Raw genomic sequence first — 19,388 nt, 5'->3', positions numbered from 1 at the left:
TGGGTTGACGCATACTAAGGGTAAAGAAAGGAGTTTTGCCGATGGGTATGTGGTTAATACCGGCTCTTATTGCCATTACGATTATTTCTGCCATTTCGCTTGTGTCGACGCTGAAAATTGCTAAAATGACATCTCAGCGGAAATCAGAAAACGATACGCCGATTTCAGAAACCGTTGAAGAGTATGCGACTATGCTCAACCCAGTTGTTTGGGTATATATCATTTTTTTACTCTTTTTGGGAATAATGATTTTTTATTACTGGAGTAAGGCTGGATATTAAGTAAATAATATCTTCATTCAGTTCATATTTTATAATGAGGCTGAATGAAGATATTTCTCTATTGCCCTCAAATAAAAACTCTCGTATATATGCACTTTAGATACTTAGTTTTGTTCAAAATGCTAAAATAATTCGTTGCTTTATAAAAAACTCTTCTCGGCCTTGTCGTGGTCATAAAAGGAATAGTTATGATATGATAAAAGGGAAGCATCCTGTTCTGCAAAGCGGGGACAGAAAAGGAGAAGAAGTTCATGATTTCAACTAACAGCAAAGACTTATTAGCAATGCCAATTAGTGATTTTATTATTTCATCTGAAAAGGTTGCGCATGTACAAAGTGGAAATAGTGCGGAACATGCACTCCTAGTACTTACACGTACAGGGTATTCATCGATACCTGTTTTAGATATGAAATATCGACTTCAAGGTTTACTAAGTATGAAAATGATTACTGAATCCATTCTTGGACTAGAACATATTGAATATGAAAAGCTACCCGATATTAAAGTGGATACAATAATGGAGAAAGATATCGCTGTATTAAAGTTGAAGGATACTTTCCAGCGAGCGCTCGACTTAGTTATTAATCACGCCTTTTTATGTGTTGTGGACGAAGAAGGAACATTTGCGGGAATTTTAACAAGACGTGTTATTTTAAAGCAATTGAAAAAATATATTTATCAAAAAGAGTAGTAGTTTAAGAGGGGACTCAGATGAAAATCATGAGGCCCTCTTTGCTTGTATCGGAGGTTTACTGATTGATGGCAACGGAGGCTGAAATTTTAAAAGTATTAGCAGAGGAACGTAATATGCGTAAAGCAGCAGAACGTTTATTTTTATCTCAACCAGCACTTTCACAACGGTTGCAGACTATTGAAAAGGACTGGGGTGCTCAGTTATTTATTCGTTCGCAAAAAGGACTTACGGCGACACCTGCTGGAGAGCTTATTATTGCCTATGCAACAGAAATGCTCAGCAAAAAAGAAGAGATATTTGAAACAATCCAATCATTAACGACGAAAGTAAACGGGACATTGAAAATCGCCTGTGCATCGATTGTCGGCCAAAACTGGCTTCCGATCATATTAAAGGATTTTGTATCGAAATATCCTGATGCAAAAATCTCTCTGATGACTGGCTGGAGCTCTGAAATTGTAAAAGCGCTTTATGAGGGTGAGGCTCATATAGGGATTGTACGTGGGCAGGTTGATTGGAAAGGGGAAAAAATTCACCTATTTCGTGACACGCTTTATTTAGTAGATAAAGAGCTAAAAACTATAGAAGATGTCCTGACGACAGATCGACCTTTTATTCAATTTAAAAGTGATTCCAATTACTATCAGGAAATTCAACAATGGTGGCAGCAACATTTCGCTTCAAATCCAAGAAAACAAATTTTAGTGGATCAGATTGAAATTTGTAAGCAAATGGCATTGAACGGCATTGGTTATGCTATTTTACCTTCCATTACTTTAAGTGACAATGATGGCATTAATAAAATAGCATTAACGAATAATGAAAAAGAATTTGGTTTAACGCGTGATACTTGGTTAATTGGCTATGAATCTTCATTTGAGCTACGGCAAGTAGAGGCTTTTGTAGAAGTAGTGCAAGACCATGCACGATGTTTGTTTGATTATACGAAATAAAAAAATATCAAGGCAGTCTCAAGTGATTCACTCGAGGCTGCCTTTTTTAACCAATTCTTAATCTCACCATAGCGTAGGTTGATTTCCGTTCTGACTGGGCGCTTTGTAGCTGCCGCTTTGCTTTCGCTACAGAAAACAATTGTAGCTGCCGCTTCGCTTTCGCACAGAGCAAAGCTTCCTGGGGGCGTCCGATGAGCCGCTTAGGGCAACAGATGTTTTTTGCGCGAAAGCGTAGTGCTAACGAAGCGACAGCAACAGCAGGATGTTGGTCACGAAGGCGTTATCACAGGACGTGATGGTTTTAGCCTTCGTTCCCCTATGTCTCGCTCCAGGGTCTCATCTGTGACGCTAGTCTCCCAGTCTCACTCCAATCAACTTATTCACATGACATAGGATTAAAAAAATGTCATCCCACTTTTTTATTTTATCGGAACACTTTCAAGAATTATCGCCCAACCTTTAGAAAAAGGATTCACACACAGTTTTGTGTATTAATCCTTTTTGCTCTTTGGAAGGTGGATGTCGATAAAATTTAAAAGTTGGGCGATAAAACGTCCACTTACATGCATACGTTTTAATAAAATGTCATCCCTAACTTTGGAAATCAGCTAATTCTTAAGAGTTTATGAATATTCATGAAGATGTCATAAGAAATGGAACAAAGTGCAATTTAAATCGTATAATTATGTAACCAACAATTTACATAAAAGGGGTTGAGTTTTTGAAGAAAAAGAATATAACGGCACTCATACTACTATTCATGCTTGTTATTAGCTTTATTCTACCTATGGAGCAGGCAAAAGCGGCTGCTACGTTAGATGTGCAGGCTAAGGCAGGGATTGCAGGTAAAGCAAAATACCAATCAGTTGTGCCAATTCAAATAACAGTAAAAAATAATGGTACAGATTTTTCTGGAGATATGGTCATCAATACTTCCAGTTCCAATCAAGCTGCGTCAGCTAAAGTGCTTCCAATAGATATAGCGGCGGGAGAAGAAAAAACATTTGATATTTATCTAGAGGGTATCGATTCCTGGAATGCAGATGTGTTTGCATTTTATGAAGGAAGCATTGAAAAAGGAAAAAAGGTTGCTTATAAAGGAACAAAGCAGCTACAAGGTAATCTTTTAGATCCTTCATCAGTTTTTATTTACACATTAACGGATAAAAGCGATCGTTTATCGGCATTTTTCAAGCTATCCCAATTAGCTCCACAAAATAGTGTTGAAGTTTTCAATTTAAAGCAAATCAAGGATTATACACTGCCAGAGGATACAAAGGGATTTACAATGGCGAATGTTATCGTCATCGATGAAATTGCGATTGCTGATTTAACGCAAAAGCAACAAGAGTCCTTACTAAATTGGGTACAAAATGGTGGAACATTAATAGTAGGAGCTGCTGATCAAGTAAATGCAACAGCAGGTATTTTCAAAGATTATTTACCACTAGCATTATCACAACAAATGACATCCGTTTCAGCAGATAGCCTATCAAAATTATCAGGAGGAGGAAAATTTACACATCCTATTTCTATATATGGGGCAACTGAAAATAAAGGAAGTATTCCTGTATTAACAGATAATAATAAGATTTTAGCTTCTAAGAAAAAAGTTGGCAGTGGGGAAATTATTCAAACAGCCTTTTCTTTAGGAGATCAACCACTTGCGTCTATGGATGGCTACCCAGCACTAGTGTCAAAATTGATAAATATTCAAAAGATGTCACAACAAGGGGTAATGATTAATGGACAGTCACCGCTGGATCAAATTCCATATGACCTGCGTACCATAAATGAGCTATTCCCTTCGTTTGAAGTATCTGTTAGCTATATGCTAATAGTTATTATTTTATATATTTTAATTATCGGACCTATTTTATATTTCATTTTAAAGAAAATAGACAAACGTGAGCATGCATGGTGGATCATTCCTGCGATATCAATTGTGTTATCTATTACTCTATTTATTTTTGGTGCAAAAGATCGAATTGGGCAACCGCAAATTCAACAATCTGCATTTTATAAAATAAATGAAGATAGTAGTGTAAATGGTTATTATGTAGAGTCCATTTTAACAAATCGTAGTGGTGATTTTGTTGTTAATGCAGATAAGAATACAAGTGCATTCGCGCTACGAAATTCTATTAATTTCGCAGGGGTAAGGGAGAATTTACACGAAATATCCTATATTAAGGAAAATGCCAATGGTTCAACGCTAACACTACGTGATTTAAGTTATTGGTCTGTGCAATCGTTTGCAGGGAAGTCAGCGGCACAAAATATTGGGAAGATGGATATCGATATTACGTTAAATAATGAAAAGTTAACTGGGACAATTAAGAACAATTTCCCGTTTGCCCTAAAGGACGTTACTCTAATCTCTGGCATTAAAGAAGTTAAACTTGGCGACATTGAAGCGAACGGTACACTTAAAGTCGACACAGAGCTAAAAGCAACGGTTCTTCAAAAACCATCTGATTTTACTAATTACAATTTTAATAATTATCCAGCGAAGAAGGAAGACGTGAATCCTTCACGTATCGAGGGTATGAAATCTATGGCATTACCGCTTGTAGAAGATGATAAAAAACCTGTCATTACAGCATGGGCAGACCAAGCAATTGCTGGGGTTGAGCTAGAAACAAGTGTTAGTATGTCACCGATTTCCTATTTTGTTCAGCCATTTGAAGGCAAAGTAGAGTTATCAGGTCCATTTACGATGAAACGTAACAACTTTGCGTATTCAGTAAACCAACTATCTCCTAATTCGTATGCTGAAAAAGTGGATGAACAATTAAATAATTGGCGCTTGTCGGATGGTTCCTATGAAGTATCCATCGCGATGCCAGATAAGTTTATGAATTCAGTTCAAACATTAAACGAATTGACAGTTTCAAATAAGGATATTGATCGCATGCAGCTATCGATTTGGAATAACGAAACGAAAAATTATGAGCCATTGGTAGATGCGAAACAGGTGTTTACAGGTAACATAAAAAAATACTTCAATGATCATGATGAATTGCTGATTGAGATTAAATTCGGACCAGATCAAACAGGTGAGGAAACAAGATTACCAGATGTAGAGCTGAAGGGAGTGGCGAAATAATGATTGAAATTCGTGATTTAACGAAAAGATACGGCTCCTTTACAGCATTAGATCATTTGAATTTATCTTTGGAGGAAGGGGTTGTCTTTGGTTTTGTAGGTGCCAATGGGGCAGGTAAATCGACTACATTCTCGATTTTAGCAACCTTGCTATCTCCAACTTCAGGTGATGCCATTATTAATGGTAAAAGCGTTATTAAGGAACCTAAGGAAGTTCGAAAACAAATTGGTTATATGCCAGATTTCTTTGGCGTTTATGATCAACTAAAAGTAGACGAATACTTAGACTTTTACGGTGCCAGCTATGGCATTGGGGCAGCTGAACGAAAAGTACTTATTCCACAGCTACTAGAGCTCGTGAATTTATCGAATAAACGTCATGAATATGTTGATTTACTGTCACGTGGGATGAAGCAGCGTCTATGTTTGGCACGTGCACTTATCCACGATCCTAAAGTATTAATTTTGGATGAACCTGCTTCAGGCTTAGATCCACGCGCCCGAGTAGAAATGCGAGATATTTTACGGAATTTAAAATCTATGGGAAAAACGATTTTAATCTCCTCACATATTTTGCCTGAGCTTGCAGAAATGTGTGATGAAATCGGTGTGATTGATAATGGTAAGCTTATCGCTCATGGCAATGTGGCTTCCATTCAAGCACAGCTGCAGGGGGAGAAGCGTATCGTAGTAAAAGTAACGGATCGTTTAAACGAGGTACGTGCGTTTTTGGAGGAGGATCCACAAATCTCTTCTATAGATGTAATGGATAATCGCTTAGAGATAGCCTTTAATTACCGAGGAACAGATGACGATCAGGTAGCACTTTTGAAAAAGGCAATACTTGCGAATTTACCTATTTATGCATTAAGCGAAGAGGAAAAAGATTTAGAGGATGTCTTTATGGCTATTACGAAGGGAGCGGACAATCAATGATGGAACGATTTTATAATCCGGTATTCGTAAAAGAATTGAAGTTGCGCTTCCGTTCTTTTAAAAGCTTTTCAGGTTTAATGTTTTATTTAGCGGTTATTTGTATTTTTATCGTAGGATTTTTGCTTATAACAACTGGCTTCACAGGCAAAGGTTTCTTTAGACCAGACACAAGCTTTATGATGTTCGCAGTCTTAACAATATTACAAATGGCTCTTGTTCTTTTCATTACACCGAGCTTAACTGCCGGTGCAATTAGCAGCGAAAGGGAAAAGCAAACATTAAATATTTTACTAACAACGACACAAAGTTCTACTCAAATCATCATTGGGAAATTATTATCCTCGGTAGCATTTTTAGTATTAATGCTTATCGCAGGGTTACCATTGTATAGTTTAGTATTTTTATTTGGTGGCGTATCACCGTCCCAATTAATCTCGATATTTTTATTTTATTTATTAACAGTTGTAGCCATTGGTAGTATTGGTGTTATGTTTTCAACCATTACAAAACGAACAATTGTTGCGATGATTTCTACGTATGGTTCGATCATTTTTTTAGGTGGCATTACAGCGTTTTTCTTCTTCTTATCAATGGCCTTCCATCAAATGGGAAATGCCGCAGGTACTGGTACTTCCTACATGACTTACTTCTGGGCTTCTATTAACCCAGGTGCATTAATGCTTACGCTTACTTCATCATCTATGGGCGATGCTTTAGTGCAAGTTTCAGGAGTGAAATTACCTGTATGGATTAGTTATTTAATAGCTTATTCATTGATCATTGTTGTTTGTTTAACAATTGCGATTAAAAAATTACGTGCCAATATGAAAAGTAACCGATAAGGAGGAAATCTTATGGAGCGTCGTAAGCAATTACGAAAATATATTCAGCGTGCAAAGACGAGTTTAACAGTAGAAAGAAGCATTCCAATTGCACAGTACGGCTTGTTTTTGGCATTGCTTTCGAGTGCTGCCCTCTTCCTCGTTTCCAGGCTCTTTGTTTGGCCGTATTATCGCCAAACAGCTCTTGCTATCTTTATCGTTGTCATACTAGCAACAGTGCTGTTTATGTGGTGGAAGCGTGTAAAAGAAAAGGAAGCATTGCATACACTGGATGATTATTTTTCTCACAATGAACTTGTGACAGCCTTATCGTTCGAGGACGATAAGGTTCCACTCGTTCAATCTCTACTAACGAAAGCGATCGAGAACGTTGAAAAGGCATTTGCTGATTTTAAGTCTCGAAAGAAAAATTTGTTTCGTCCCAAAGCATTGATTGGCTTATTTGGAACAGCTGTCGTACTGGCCATTCTTTATATGTTCCCAGCAGCTTCACAAATTGAAGCAATTGAGGTCGAAAAAGAAAAAACTGTCATTGAAGACGTAAAGAAGGAAGTTGCTCAATTAGAGAAAAAAGCAGAAACAAAAGAAGTGAAAGAGCAATTAAAAGAATTGCAAAATACGTTAAAAAAGACAGAAACAGCTGAAGAGGCATTACGCGAAGTCGTGAAGAAGCAAAAAGAGCTTGCTTTAAAGGAGCAACAATTAAAGGATAAGCAAACAGCTAGTAAGGATGGCGCTTCTGACGACAAAGGCTTATCGAAGGAAGAAGTGGAACAATTGAAGGAGCTCGCTCAAATGCAGCAGGAGTTAACGCAAAATGCAAATGCTACTCAGACAGCTATGAGCAAGCTTGGGAAACCTGCAAGCAATACTCTACAAAATGCTATAGCGAGTACCAATAGTGCCAATAATAATCAGCAAAACAATCCTAATACCAATCCATCAGCGAATTCACAGCAAAGTAATCAACAAGGTCAAACAGGACAACAAGGCCAAACTAATTCTCAAAATGGTTCCCAACAGGCTAGTGGTCAAGGACAGAAACAAGGATCGAATCAAAGCAATCAACAAGGTCAAGGACAAGGCAATGGTCAAGGACAGGGTCAAGGACAAGGTCAGGGTCAAGGACAAGGTCAGGGAAATGGCAATGGTCAAAGTCAAGGTACTGCTCAAGGAGGTAAAGGCGCAGGCACAGGACAGGGCGGCCGCGATTTATTGACAACACCGAATAGAATTGGTGGCTCTAGTCAGACTTCAGTTGATGGTGGAGCATTAGGAGATGGATCACATGTTTCAGAGCAACAAGGAAATGGCCCGATTACTAAAGGTTCTATCCGTCCATATGAGGAAGTTATAGGTTCCTATAAAGATAGCTATTTAGAAAGCTCAGAGCGTTTACAATTACCGAAGGATTTACAAAATGTCGTGCAATCTTATTTCACGTCAATTGACTCTAAGTAGGAGGAAAAGGAATGGCATTTACAGAGCAACAATATGTTGAAATGAGTACGAAATTACAACAAGTAAAGGAAGAAATTCATCGCTTTATAGTTGGCCAAGAGGAAGCAATTGATTATACATTATACGCAGTCCTTGCTGATGGGCATGCATTATTAGAGGGCCTACCGGGTTTAGGGAAAACGATGTTAATTCGTACAATTTCTGAAGTACTAGATTTATCATTTTCACGAATTCAATTTACACCAGATTTAATGCCAGCGGATATTACAGGGACAAGCATGATTGAGCGCACAGCTGATGGCAAGCAGCAGTTTACGTTCCAGCCAGGTCCGATTTTTAGCCAAATGGTATTAGCAGATGAGATTAACCGAGCAACACCAAAAACACAAAGTGCACTGCTTGAAGCAATGGGGGAAAAAACTGTAACAATTTTGGGAGATACAAAGAAGATGGCGAGACCATTCTTCGTGTTGGCAACACAAAACCCGATTGAGATGGAGGGAACATACCCGTTACCAGAAGCACAAATGGACCGTTTCCTATGTAAAATTCTTGTGCCGTATCCTGAGAAAAGTGAACTAATGGAAATTATGAAGCGTACAACAGGCGCTAAGGAAATTGATTTACAAAAGATCATGGATACAGAAGCACTGATTGAAGCGCAACAAATGGTCAAGGAAGTACTTGTTGCTGATGAAATGCTTGAATTTGCGACGGACCTTGTTGTGGCTACACATCCTGAGAGAGTGGATGCCATTGATGAGGTTAAGCAATATGCGATGTACGGTAGCGGCCCTCGAGGTTTACAAAGTTTAATTAAGTTAGCGAAAGCAAGAGCGCTTATGAATGGACGTTTCCACGTTTCTGTAGCAGATATTAAATCTGTAGCTAAGCCAGTGTTACGCCATCGAATGCTGTTGAATTATGAAGGGGAGGCTTCAGGTAAAACAACAGACGATGTGATTGATGTCATTTTAGAAAAAGTACAGCAAGGTGTTAGCAGGTGACACAAAAATTATTATTGCCCGAGGATTGGTTAGCGAAAATCAGTCGCTTCCAAGTGGCAACGGCCTCCAAATTACGTGGGCAGCACAAGGGCTCGCACCGTTCGCAACGCTTTGGGGCATCGCTAGATTTTTCAGATTTTCGTGAATATCATTTAGGTGATGATGTACGTCAGGTGGATTGGAACGTCTTTGCGAGAACTGATAAATACTTCATTAAACGTTTTTTAGATGAACAAGAAATGCGCGTACACATTTTGCTAGATACAACTAAATCTATGGGCGATCAAGCAAAATGGACTTTTGCCCGGCAAATTGTCGCCTCACTTGGCCTAATGGTGCTCGGCCGCGATGATCGCTTATCATTTTCTTTTCTACAGGATGAGGTGAAGCCACCGTTTCGTCGTAAGGGTGCTATGTATCGTCGCGCCTTTTTACAGGTGGTCACCGAGATTGAGCAAGCAACTTATACAAATAGCTTCGCACAAGGAGCTTTCAAAGCATTGCCTAAAGATAGTACCGTACTATTTATTGTCACAGACGGACTTGAGCCAATCGAGGAATGGGAGCAACTTTTAAAAAGGCTACCACGTTTTGCAGGGGATGTCCGTATTTTGCAAATAGTAACACAAGAAGAAATAGCACCAGAATATACGGGTGATGTGCGCTTACTTGATCGTGAAACGGGCAGAGATGTAAATGTTACGATGTCTTCTAAAGTGCTGGACACATATACGGCAAGACGTTTATTACATGAAGAGGAATTTGAAGCAATTTGTCGGCGCTTCGGTGTTCGACAATTACAACTTAAAGTAGAGGATGGATTACAGCATGTCATCTTCCATCAATTATTAAAAGCACATTGGATTAGGTGAGGTGAGCCGTATTGGGCTTTAGTCAATTACTTTTTAGCTGGACGGCCATCATCCCGGTCATTGTCCTTCTATATTATTTCTTTCGAAAAAAATATACCGATCAAACTGTATCCTCCACACTTTTCTGGTCGGAAATTATGCAAGAAACACGTGTGTCACCATACTTAAAACATTTACAAAAAAATGCACTGCTTTATTTGCAACTACTTGCTCTTCTTTTACTCGTACTAGCATTAATGAATCCATATGTTAAAAAGTCAACAATTGTTGGTGCGCAGACGATTTTCATAGTGGACACTTCTGCAACGATGTTAGCAGGGAAAGAGCAGTCAACATTTGATACACATAAAAAAGAAATGCTGTCATTGGTCAATGAGCTTGATGGAAGACCTGTGACACTCATTACAACAGGCAATACGCCAAAAGCCATATTACAGCAAGAAACAAATACTAAAGATATTGAAAAAGCCATTCAACAGTTACAAGTAACGTATGAGACAGCTCAAATGAATAAAGCTTTAGATGTGGCACAGGCTTTTGTCGGCAATACACCAACATCTATTTATGTCTTTACAGATGCGCTCGATAAAAAGCAATTACCGATGGAAAAAGATACGGTGAAGTGGATCGTAAAAGGGTCTGCAAAGGATTTAACAAATATCGCAATGACACGTTTTGCTGCTACTACAGATGGACAATCTGCTATGGCACTTGTTCAGTTACAAAATGATACGAACAAAGAGCAAAATGTAAAACTTTCGATAGAAAATGTTAAGGGTAAGGAGATTGTTACAGAGAGTGTCGCATTACCTCCAAATGAAGCCATAACAAAAACATTTAAAGATCTACCGTTAGAAGATACGTTGACTGCCAAAATAGATGCCAAGGACGATTATGCTGTTGATAATTCACAAACGGTATTGCTACAAACAGCTACTTCAAAAGTAGTTGTCGATCAAAGTATGCATCAACTCATCCAAAAAGGTTTGCAAACGATTAATAGTAGTGTGAAAATTGTTCCATCTTCACAACTGGCTGACAATTTGGATGCTACAGTAGTGACCAATCAGACGGCGCTACTCGAAAAGATGGACAAGCCAATTGTTTTATTTGGACGGGATGACGTTGAGAAGGTTGAAGCTACTGGGGAAATCAGTACAACAAGTGATGCATTGTTTGCATTTAGTGAGCTAAAAGATATTTACGTCAGTGCTGTATATCCTAGATTCGATGACTATAAAACGATTGCATCAGTTGGAGACCAGCCATTTATTCAGCGTTCACCTGAAGGGGATATCGTTGTATTAGCTGATATTGCAGATACAGATTGGCCGTTACATCCTTCATTCCCATTATTTTTATGGAGTGCTGAACAGGAACTTTCAGAATCAGTTGGTTCTCTTGGTATTTTCACACCAAATGAGCAACGCGCAGTTGCTTTAGCGCAAGGTGATTGGAGTATTTATTCGCAGGAAGAAGAGTTTTTATCGTCCATTTCGAATGGTCTACTAACAGCTCCAATGAAGCCAGGAATTTATACAGCTCGCTCAAAAGATGAAGAAAAGCGCTTCATCGTACAGCTCCAAGCGCAAGAGCGTGTGATTGAAAAAGGGACAAGTTATACACTTGGAGAGCTTCCGGACAATGGTAAGGAAGAAATATCGAAAACATCGTTCGTGCCTTGGATTATCCTTATGATTCTGGTATTACTTGTTTTAGAGTGGGAGGTGCAACGACGTCGTGGATTTACGAATTGATATGCCATTAGCATTGTTGCTTTTACTTCCATTGCTTATGTATTTTGGATGGACCTATTGGCGTGAACGTCAGCGACTAAAGAAGAGTCATATCGTCGTACTAGGTATTCGTATTGTGGCAGTATGCTGTTTGGTTTTTGCACTTGCAGGACCCTATATTTTATTGCCCGTAAAGGAAGAACAAGTATTATTCTTAGTAGACCGTTCTGCTTCAATGAATGGGACAAATGATGAGATGGCCAATTTTATAGCGGAAAGTTTACCGTCGAAAAAAGATGAACAGCTTGCAGGGATTTATTCTTTTTCATCGACTTTACAAACGGAAGCCATTTTATCGAAGTCTTTAAAGGAAGTGCCGAAGTTTACAGCTATAAAAGCAACAGATCAAACAAATATTGAACAGAGTCTACAGCTCGCTTCAGGTATTGTAGATCCAAAAAAAGCAACACGACTTGTACTCTTAACGGATGGCAATGAAACAAAAGGAGATGCCTTAGAATTTGCATCAAAGTTTAAAGGGTCAAATATAAGTGTTGATGTAATGCCATTTAACCAACCTGTTGCTAAGGATGTATCTATGAAAAGCTTTGTCACACCGCAAGTTGCTTATGTAGGTGAGCAACAGCAGCTAGTTGCCGAAATAAATGCAACTGTAGCAGAACAAGGTGAGCTATTGCTATACGAAAACGATAAGCTAATTCACCGTGAAGCAGTGGAGCTTGCAGAAGGGTCAAATATTTTTACATATAAACATTCAGCAACGGCTGAAGGGCTTGTAAAATATGAGGCAATCGTGCAGGTCGAACAGGATGCCATTTTTGAAAATAATAAATTAACAAGCGTCACAATGGTGCAAAGTGAACCACATTTACTAATTGTTAATGGCTATGATACGGCATCACCAATTGCAGCAGCGCTTGGCAAACAATCAATTGCCTATGATGTTGTAAATGCTAACAGTCTGCCAAATGAACTTTCTAGTTATTTACAATACAATGCCATCATTTTTGATAATGTGCCAGGACATTTAGTAGGTGAGGCAAAAATGAATGTCATTGAGCAAGCAGTGAAAAATTTCGGTGTCGGTTTTACAATGGTCGGTGGCGAAAATAGCTTTGGCTTAGGAGGCTACTTTAAAACACCAATCGAAACTTTATTACCTGTTGAAATGGAGATTAAAGGTAAGGAACAATTACCGTCATTAGGGCTTGTGATTGTCCTTGACCGCTCTGGAAGTATGTCTGGAGCAAAGCTAGAGCTCGCAAAAGAGGCGGCCGCTCGTTCAGTTGAAATGCTACGAGGAGAGGATACACTCGGGTTTATTGCCTTTGATGATCGACCTTGGGAAATTATTGAGACAGGACCACTTGGCAATAAGGAAGAAGCGGTAGATACGATTTTATCTGTAACGCCAGGTGGTGGTACCGAAATATATGGCTCACTTGCTAAAGCTTATGAAAATCTAGATGATTTAAAGCTACAGCGAAAGCATATTATTCTATTAACTGATGGTCAGTCTCAGCCTGGTAACTATGAAGACTTAATTGCTCAAGGAAAAGAGAAAGGCATTACTCTTTCAACAGTTGCAATTGGTCAGGATGCAGATGCCAACTTACTTGAAGCGCTTAGCGAGATGGGCAGCGGGCGTTTCTACGATGTTGTTGATGAGCAGACAATCCCTTCTATTTTATCTCGTGAAACAGCCATGATTTCACGCACATATATTGAGGATAACCCATTCTATCCAACTATATTTAATGCAGCTAGCTGGAATACATTATTTACAGATGGTGTACCTAAAATGAACGCTTATATCGGTACGACAGCAAAGCAGGGAGCTACTATTATTGCAGAAAGTGAGAAGGAAGATCCAGTACTTGCAGAATGGCAATATGGCCTTGGCAAAACATTCGCCTTTACCTCTGATTCGGCAGGAAAATGGACAGGAGACTGGGCAAGATGGCAAAATTGGGGCACATTTTGGCAAACGCTTATTTCAAAAATGCTACCAAGCTATAATGATGTTGCCTATGATGTACGTCTAGAATCAGACGGCTCATTTGTCATCACTGACCCAACAAATGAAGCGGCGTTCTTAGATATTGTTGCTGTCAATGAAGCGGGTGAAGAACTTGATACACAGCTTGAAACAATTTCAGCATCACAAGTTCGAGCAGTCGTACAAGCAGAACCAGGACTCATCTTCTTCCGCATTGCCGATGAAGAAAATGCCATTTACCAGGCAGGGTTAAGTGTACCTTATAGTGCTGAGTATGAATTACGCCCAGTGAATGATAAGCTAGTCAAAGAGCTAACAAAGCAAACAGGCGGCTCCGTTTTAAAAGAACCGAGCGAGGCATTCCGTGAATTTACTAAAAAAGGTGCGGAACGCCAAAATATTGCAACATGGCTCTTATTGGCGGGTATGCTACTATTCTTCATAGATATTACTATTCGACGCTTTGGTTGGGGCTTCCTAACAAGGCCGAGGAAAAAAGAACAGCCTGTAGAGGAAAAATCAATACAGGCAGAGGACACAAATGTTGCCCAGCTATTAAAGGGTATGAAAAAACGATCTTAGTAACTAAAAACGATGGTTCATTGCTTTATAGTAATGAGCCATCGTTTTTTTGTCATTCTATTTTAGGGTTATCACCAAAAGATCGGAATGACATTTGTTAAAGCATATACCATAAATAATTAGTTGATTGGAGTGGAGACTGGGCGACTCCTTGGGGATTAGCAATAGAGGAACGAAGGCTAAAACCATCACGTCCTGTGATAACGCCTTCGTGACCAGCATCGTGCTGGCCCGAGACCCTGCAGCGAAGCGAATGTTTTCTGTGCGAAAGCGTAGTGCTAACGTAGCGGCAGCAACAAAGCACCCAGTCGGAACGGTAATCAACCACACGATATGATGATGAGTTTTAGATTTCTACTTTTGTGAAACTAGAGATCTTTTTTTGTGATAAGAAAAATTTTCCTTGTAAATAATATGCACGAATGTAATAATGGATGATAGTAATAAAATATTACTATCACTTTTAAGTACTATGGATTTTGGAGGTTTGGACATGACCAATATAATGAATTCTTTTGGGTTTCTTAGTTTTAAATTAGCAGAGGCTTTGGAGGAAAACCTCGAGAAATATATTAGTGAAAAATATCAAATGAAATCCAGAGAAGTCGGGATCATGATTGCTGTAAAAGAAAATAAACTTAGTCAAATTCAAATAGGGCAGATTTTAAAGTTAGATAAAAATAGTGTCCGCTTTTTTATCGATGGTCTAGAAGAAAGAAATTATGTTTATAGGGAGAAAAATCCAGAAAATAGAAGAGAGAATTTAATATGCCTTACGGAACATGGTGAAAATTTGGCAGAAGATTTATTGAAGACCCTTTCGATTTCTGAGAATGAAGTGTTAAACGTACTATCATTGGAAGAAAAAGAGCTGTTGAAAAGCATATTGAAAAAAGTATATGAAAATCGTGAATAGGGTTTAACTTCTTTCAGCAACCTGCTGAAATAGAGGAACTCAGTCTAAGAACGCCACGTCCTGTGGCAACGACTGAGTGACCAACTTCGTGTTGGCCTAAAGCCTCCGGCGGATGTCACGGATTCGGAAAGGAGTTAATAAAGGATGTTAGCCTAAAACCATCGCATCCATGCGATAACGGCTAACTGACCTGCAACGGTGCCACTTCCGCTACGCTTTCGCACAAAAAACATCTGCAGGCCTAAGCACAAAGCCGAATCCGGACGCATTGTTTATCTGTGCGAAAGCGAAGCGACAGCAACAATTATGCCGAGGCATAATTGATAACCATATCAATAAAAAAGAAAGAGTGATGAGAAATGAAAGCAGTAGAGGTTATGAAGGAGTATTTGAGAAGAGCGCAAGAAGAGGGTCAGGATTTATCTGATATGTATGTAGATCATGGAGAATTAAAAAATTTTAAAGGTGAAATTTTTAAAGGAAGAAAAGAAATACAAAACTTTTACACGTCACCTATGCCAAAAGGCTTTAAATTAACTATCCAAAATATTGATGGTGATGATACAGAATGTATTGCTACAGTTTCAACTACTTGGGATGGTTTGCCAAACCCAGTGATTCTGGAAGAAAGGTTGATTCTTGAAAATGAAAAAATAAAATCGTTGGCGATGATTCCAAAATAAAAGGGGGCGGAAGCTATGTCATTAAATCCTAATCAAAATTCCCTTCCTACACCTGAAAGAGACACGAAATATTGGATTGGTGTGGTATCTCTTAATCATGTGCAAAAAGGGGTTGAGGGAGGATTCGGCCAGTTATGCCATGGTAAAGAAAGACCTTTGAAACGAATGCAAAAAGGAGACTGGATCATTTATTATTCTCCTAAAAAAAGTCTAGATGGTAATGAGCCTGTAAGAGCATTTACCGCAATTGGAAGAGTGAAGGACGAGCGAATATACGAGTTTCAAATGGCAGAAAATTTTATTCCTTTTAGAAGAGATATAGACTTTTATAAAGATGCAAAAGCTGTGCCAATAAAAAGGATCTTAGATTATTTAGAGTTTGTAGAGGACAAATCCAAATATGGCTATAAATTTAGATTTGGTCATTTTGAAATAAGCAAAAAAGACTTTTTATTAATTGCTCATGAAATGGGATTACCGTTGAAGTATGGGTGAAATAGGTTGGAACAAAAAACGTTACTTTCTTAATTAATTGTCATTAAAGAAAGTAACGTTTTTAAATTGCTGTAAATCAAGTTATTTAAGCTGAGTGTTAAGGTTAGTTACAAATACTGTTTTACGCAAATTGCTAGCAATGACAATGCCTAACATAGCACCAATGGTACTTGAAGTTAAAAAGGCTGGCATGAAAAATAAAGCAGCAACGGATGTCTCCATTAATAAATGCGCGTAAGGTACTGCGATAAGTGAGGCAATGATACCTGTCCCCAACATTTCACCGACTCCTGCAAGCCATTGCTTACCGCTGTATTTATAGGCAAGAGCTGCACATAGAGCGCCAATAACACTTCCAGGTATAGCTAGTAATGAGCCTGTGCCTGTTAAAATACGAATAATGGCTGTGACAAAGGCGACCATAACAGTAGGCACTGGACCAAGAATGATAGCACCGATAACATTAATGGCATGTTGGACAGGGTAGGCACGTGCAATCCCCGTTGGTATTGAAACGAAGGTAGAACCTGCTACGGCAATTGCTACTAATAAGGCCATGATTGTTAATTTTCGAATTGACATAATTTCCACTCCTTTGAAATGTGAATTTTATAGTTAGCGCCGCTAAAGTGGGGAGTTCCGCCGCTAAGCCAATGAGAAGCGCCGCTAAACAGAAGAGTTCCGCCGCTAAGCCAGTGAGAAGCGCCGCTAAACAGGAGAGTTCCGCCGCTAAGCCAATGAGAAGCGCCGCTAAAGTGGGGAGTACCGCCGCTAAACCAATGAGAAGCGCCGCTAAACAGGGGAATTCCGCCGCTAAGCCAATGAGAAGCGCCACTAAACAGGGGGAGTACCGCCGCTAAGCCAATGAGAAGCGCCGCTAAAGTGGGGAGTACCGCCGCTAAGCCAATGAGAAGCGCCGCTAAACAGGGGAGTACCGCCGCTAAGCCAAAGAGAACGGCCGCTAAACAGTGGAGTACCGCCGTTAAGGCTATGAGAAGCGCCGCTAAACAGGAGAGTTCCGCCGCTAAAGCGTAAAAAAGCCGCTTCCTAAAAAACAATAGGAAGCGGCCTTGTATCTACATAGTAAAAAGCAAGTGTCGGCACTTCCCTCCGCTAGTGTGAACTAGATCAGGTTCAAAGGGTCCGTATATGATAATATACGTCTCAGCCTTTTAAAGACTCCCCTAGTGGTAATTAATAGAATTTTTAGTTTTTCACATATTAATGTAGCATACTACTAAAAATAGTCAATAACTTTTCAGACTATTTTGTATCAGGATGCATAAGATGTGGTGCTTTTTTCATTGTCCAAATAAGTGCAAGGAAGAAACAAGCCATTAAAATAATAGACCCGAATATATAAGGACTGTTCATATTCCAATCGAATAATATACCTGCTAGAGCTGGACCAATCATATTACCAAGACTCATATAAGCATTGTTCAGACCAGCTGCATAGCCCTGTTCATTCTCAGCAAGCTTTGAAATCAATGTGTTGACAGCTGGGCGAATCAATGTCGTAGCTGTAGAGAAGATGGTCGCTACAATTAAAATAAGTGCAAAACCAGATGCGAATAATATTAAGAAAATCGAAACGGCTGCAATAAATAAATTGACTAACACTACTTTCATTTCGCCGAAGCGATTAAACAGCGGTGTAATAACAAACATCTGTACAACAACACCAAAAGCGCCGCCCATAACTAATATAATGGCGATATCAGTAGGTGTGTAATTAAACTTGTCTGTAACAAATAATGATAATGTTGTTTGGAAGTTAGCAATCCCGAAAGAGAATACAAGCATGATAATTAGCATGACAAAATAAGGCATTCGGACTGAACGGGCCATCTGCTTTGCAAGATTATCCTGCTTCTGTGCTTTTTTAGCAGTGTTCGGTTTTGTAGCAGGCAATAAAAAGAACGATAAAATAGCTGCTAAGATAGCTGCACATCCAGCAGTATAAAACGGAAAATGCAAACTAACTTTTGAGAGGAATCCGCCAATACCTGGTCCGATCATAAAACCAAAGGACATTGCTGCCCCTATCATCCCCATACCTTTTCCGCGTTCCTCGTACGTTGTGATGTCAGCCACAAATGCCATTATAGGAGGTGCCACAAATGCAGATCCAAGGCCACCTAAAAAGCGTGCCAAGAAGAGCATCCACACATCTGTAGAAAGTCCGAATCCAATTTGTGCAAGTCCTGTTACGATAAGGCCGAAAATAATGAGATTTTTACGACCGTATTGATCGGAAAGATTCCCAGCAATTGGAGAAAATACGAATTGTGCTAAGGCGAACGTTGCAATCAACATGCCAAGTACTTGTCCTGCAGCACCAAATAGTTTTAAATAATCAGGCATGACAGGAATAATAATTCCGATACTCCCCATTGCGATAAACATATTAAACATTAAAATATACAAAGCCGCCTTATTAGACTTCTGCTGGGTCATCGAATACCCCTTTCTTTAATCAAATATACTACAGTCTACCACAAGGCTTGTACGTTTGCTATTGACTATAAGTCTGAGATTTAGTAGTAAGGTTATGAGGATTCTATTGATCAAATAAAATAAGCGTGTTGATTAGTAAAATATAGGTTTATTATTAAGGATAATGGGGGCGCATCATATACATCATAACGTGGGGGTGTTGATTTCCGTTCCGGCTGGGCGCTTTCCTGGGGGCGTCCGATGAGCCGCTTCGCTGCAGGGTCTCGGGCCAGCACGATGCTGGTCACGAAGGCGTTATCACAGGACGTGATGGTTTTAGCCTTCGTTCCTCTATTGCTGAT

16 protein-coding genes and 1 riboswitch are annotated in these 19,388 nt (G+C 39.2%); of the genes, 14 read left to right on the top strand and 2 right to left on the bottom strand.

Going from position 1 to position 19,388, the window contains the following annotated elements; all coding sequences use genetic code 11:
* Window positions 1-41: 41 nt before the first annotated feature.
* From ACMZ42_RS24125 to ACMZ42_RS24060, 14 genes are all read left to right on the top strand, one after another.
* Entirely contained in the window at window positions 42-281 is a 240-nt protein-coding gene (locus ACMZ42_RS24125) for a hypothetical protein (RefSeq protein ID WP_049668244.1), read from the top strand.
* A gap of 251 nt (window positions 282-532) precedes the next feature.
* The gene (gene cbpB, locus ACMZ42_RS24120) at window positions 533-973 is read left to right on the top strand and encodes a cyclic-di-AMP-binding protein CbpB (RefSeq protein ID WP_370076931.1); all 441 of its coding nucleotides are present in this window, start codon (window positions 533-535) and stop codon (window positions 971-973) included.
* 68 nt (window positions 974-1,041) lie between these two features.
* Window positions 1,042-1,929 carry a LysR family transcriptional regulator gene (locus ACMZ42_RS24115; protein ID WP_402872376.1) on the top strand — a complete coding sequence of 296 codons (888 nt, stop codon included), beginning with the start codon at window positions 1,042-1,044 and terminating at the stop codon, window positions 1,927-1,929.
* A 721-nt stretch (window positions 1,930-2,650) separates the two neighbouring features.
* Window positions 2,651-5,038 carry a hypothetical protein gene (locus ACMZ42_RS24110; protein ID WP_415733042.1) on the top strand — a complete coding sequence of 796 codons (2,388 nt, stop codon included), beginning with the start codon at window positions 2,651-2,653 and terminating at the stop codon, window positions 5,036-5,038.
* Window positions 5,038-5,973: an ATP-binding cassette domain-containing protein gene (locus ACMZ42_RS24105; RefSeq protein WP_415733041.1), complete on the top strand. Its 936-nt coding sequence runs from the start codon at window positions 5,038-5,040 to the stop codon at window positions 5,971-5,973. The genes ACMZ42_RS24110 and ACMZ42_RS24105 overlap by 1 nt, the downstream gene beginning before the upstream one ends.
* Window positions 5,970-6,815, top strand: a complete 846-nt coding sequence (locus ACMZ42_RS24100) for an ABC transporter permease (protein ID WP_370076939.1) — start codon at window positions 5,970-5,972, stop codon at window positions 6,813-6,815. Before ACMZ42_RS24105 ends, ACMZ42_RS24100 begins: the two co-directional genes overlap by 4 nt.
* A gap of 12 nt (window positions 6,816-6,827) precedes the next feature.
* Entirely contained in the window at window positions 6,828-8,276 is a 1,449-nt protein-coding gene (locus ACMZ42_RS24095; RefSeq protein ID WP_415733040.1) for a hypothetical protein, read from the top strand.
* An 11-nt stretch (window positions 8,277-8,287) separates the two neighbouring features.
* Window positions 8,288-9,283, top strand: coding sequence for an AAA family ATPase (locus ACMZ42_RS24090; RefSeq protein ID WP_415733039.1), 996 nt, complete (start codon window positions 8,288-8,290; stop codon window positions 9,281-9,283).
* Window positions 9,280-10,155: a DUF58 domain-containing protein gene (locus ACMZ42_RS24085; protein ID WP_415733038.1), complete on the top strand. Its 876-nt coding sequence runs from the start codon at window positions 9,280-9,282 to the stop codon at window positions 10,153-10,155. Before ACMZ42_RS24090 ends, ACMZ42_RS24085 begins: the two co-directional genes overlap by 4 nt.
* An 11-nt stretch (window positions 10,156-10,166) precedes the next feature.
* Entirely contained in the window at window positions 10,167-11,912 is a 1,746-nt protein-coding gene (locus ACMZ42_RS24080; RefSeq protein WP_415733037.1) for a vWA domain-containing protein, read from the top strand.
* Window positions 11,896-14,493 (top strand): VWA domain-containing protein, encoded by a 2,598-nt coding sequence (locus ACMZ42_RS24075; RefSeq protein WP_415733036.1) that lies wholly within the window; start codon window positions 11,896-11,898, stop codon window positions 14,491-14,493. Before ACMZ42_RS24080 ends, ACMZ42_RS24075 begins: the two co-directional genes overlap by 17 nt.
* 493 nt (window positions 14,494-14,986) lie before the next feature.
* Window positions 14,987-15,409, top strand: a complete 423-nt coding sequence (locus tag ACMZ42_RS24070; RefSeq protein ID WP_370076951.1) for a MarR family winged helix-turn-helix transcriptional regulator — start codon at window positions 14,987-14,989, stop codon at window positions 15,407-15,409.
* Between the two features lie 359 nt (window positions 15,410-15,768).
* Complete coding sequence (locus ACMZ42_RS24065) at window positions 15,769-16,092, top strand: hypothetical protein (protein WP_415733035.1); 324 nt, start codon at window positions 15,769-15,771, stop codon at window positions 16,090-16,092.
* A gap of 15 nt (window positions 16,093-16,107) precedes the next feature.
* Window positions 16,108-16,587: an EVE domain-containing protein gene (locus tag ACMZ42_RS24060; RefSeq protein WP_415733034.1), complete on the top strand. Its 480-nt coding sequence runs from the start codon at window positions 16,108-16,110 to the stop codon at window positions 16,585-16,587.
* Window positions 16,588-16,668: 81 nt separating this feature from the next.
* Here the strand turns inward: ACMZ42_RS24060 and thiW are convergent, their stop codons facing one another.
* Together thiW and ACMZ42_RS24050 are read right to left on the bottom strand one after the other, a co-directional pair.
* Entirely contained in the window at window positions 16,669-17,169 is a 501-nt protein-coding gene (thiW, locus tag ACMZ42_RS24055) for an energy coupling factor transporter S component ThiW (RefSeq protein WP_415733033.1), read from the bottom strand.
* Window positions 17,170-17,675: 506 nt separating this feature from the next.
* Window positions 17,676-17,783, bottom strand: a riboswitch (TPP riboswitch).
* Between the two features lie 67 nt (window positions 17,784-17,850).
* Window positions 17,851-19,047 carry an MFS transporter gene (locus ACMZ42_RS24050; protein ID WP_370076959.1) on the bottom strand — a complete coding sequence of 399 codons (1,197 nt, stop codon included), beginning with the start codon at window positions 19,045-19,047 and terminating at the stop codon, window positions 17,851-17,853.
* Window positions 19,048-19,388 lie beyond the last annotated feature (341 nt).

The organism is Lysinibacillus sp. NPDC056185 (assembly GCF_047737915.1).
Classification (GTDB): domain Bacteria; phylum Bacillota; class Bacilli; order Bacillales_A; family Planococcaceae; genus Lysinibacillus.
The sequence above is the reverse complement of the archived record's forward strand: the minus strand, read 5'-3'. Positions and strand labels throughout refer to the sequence as shown.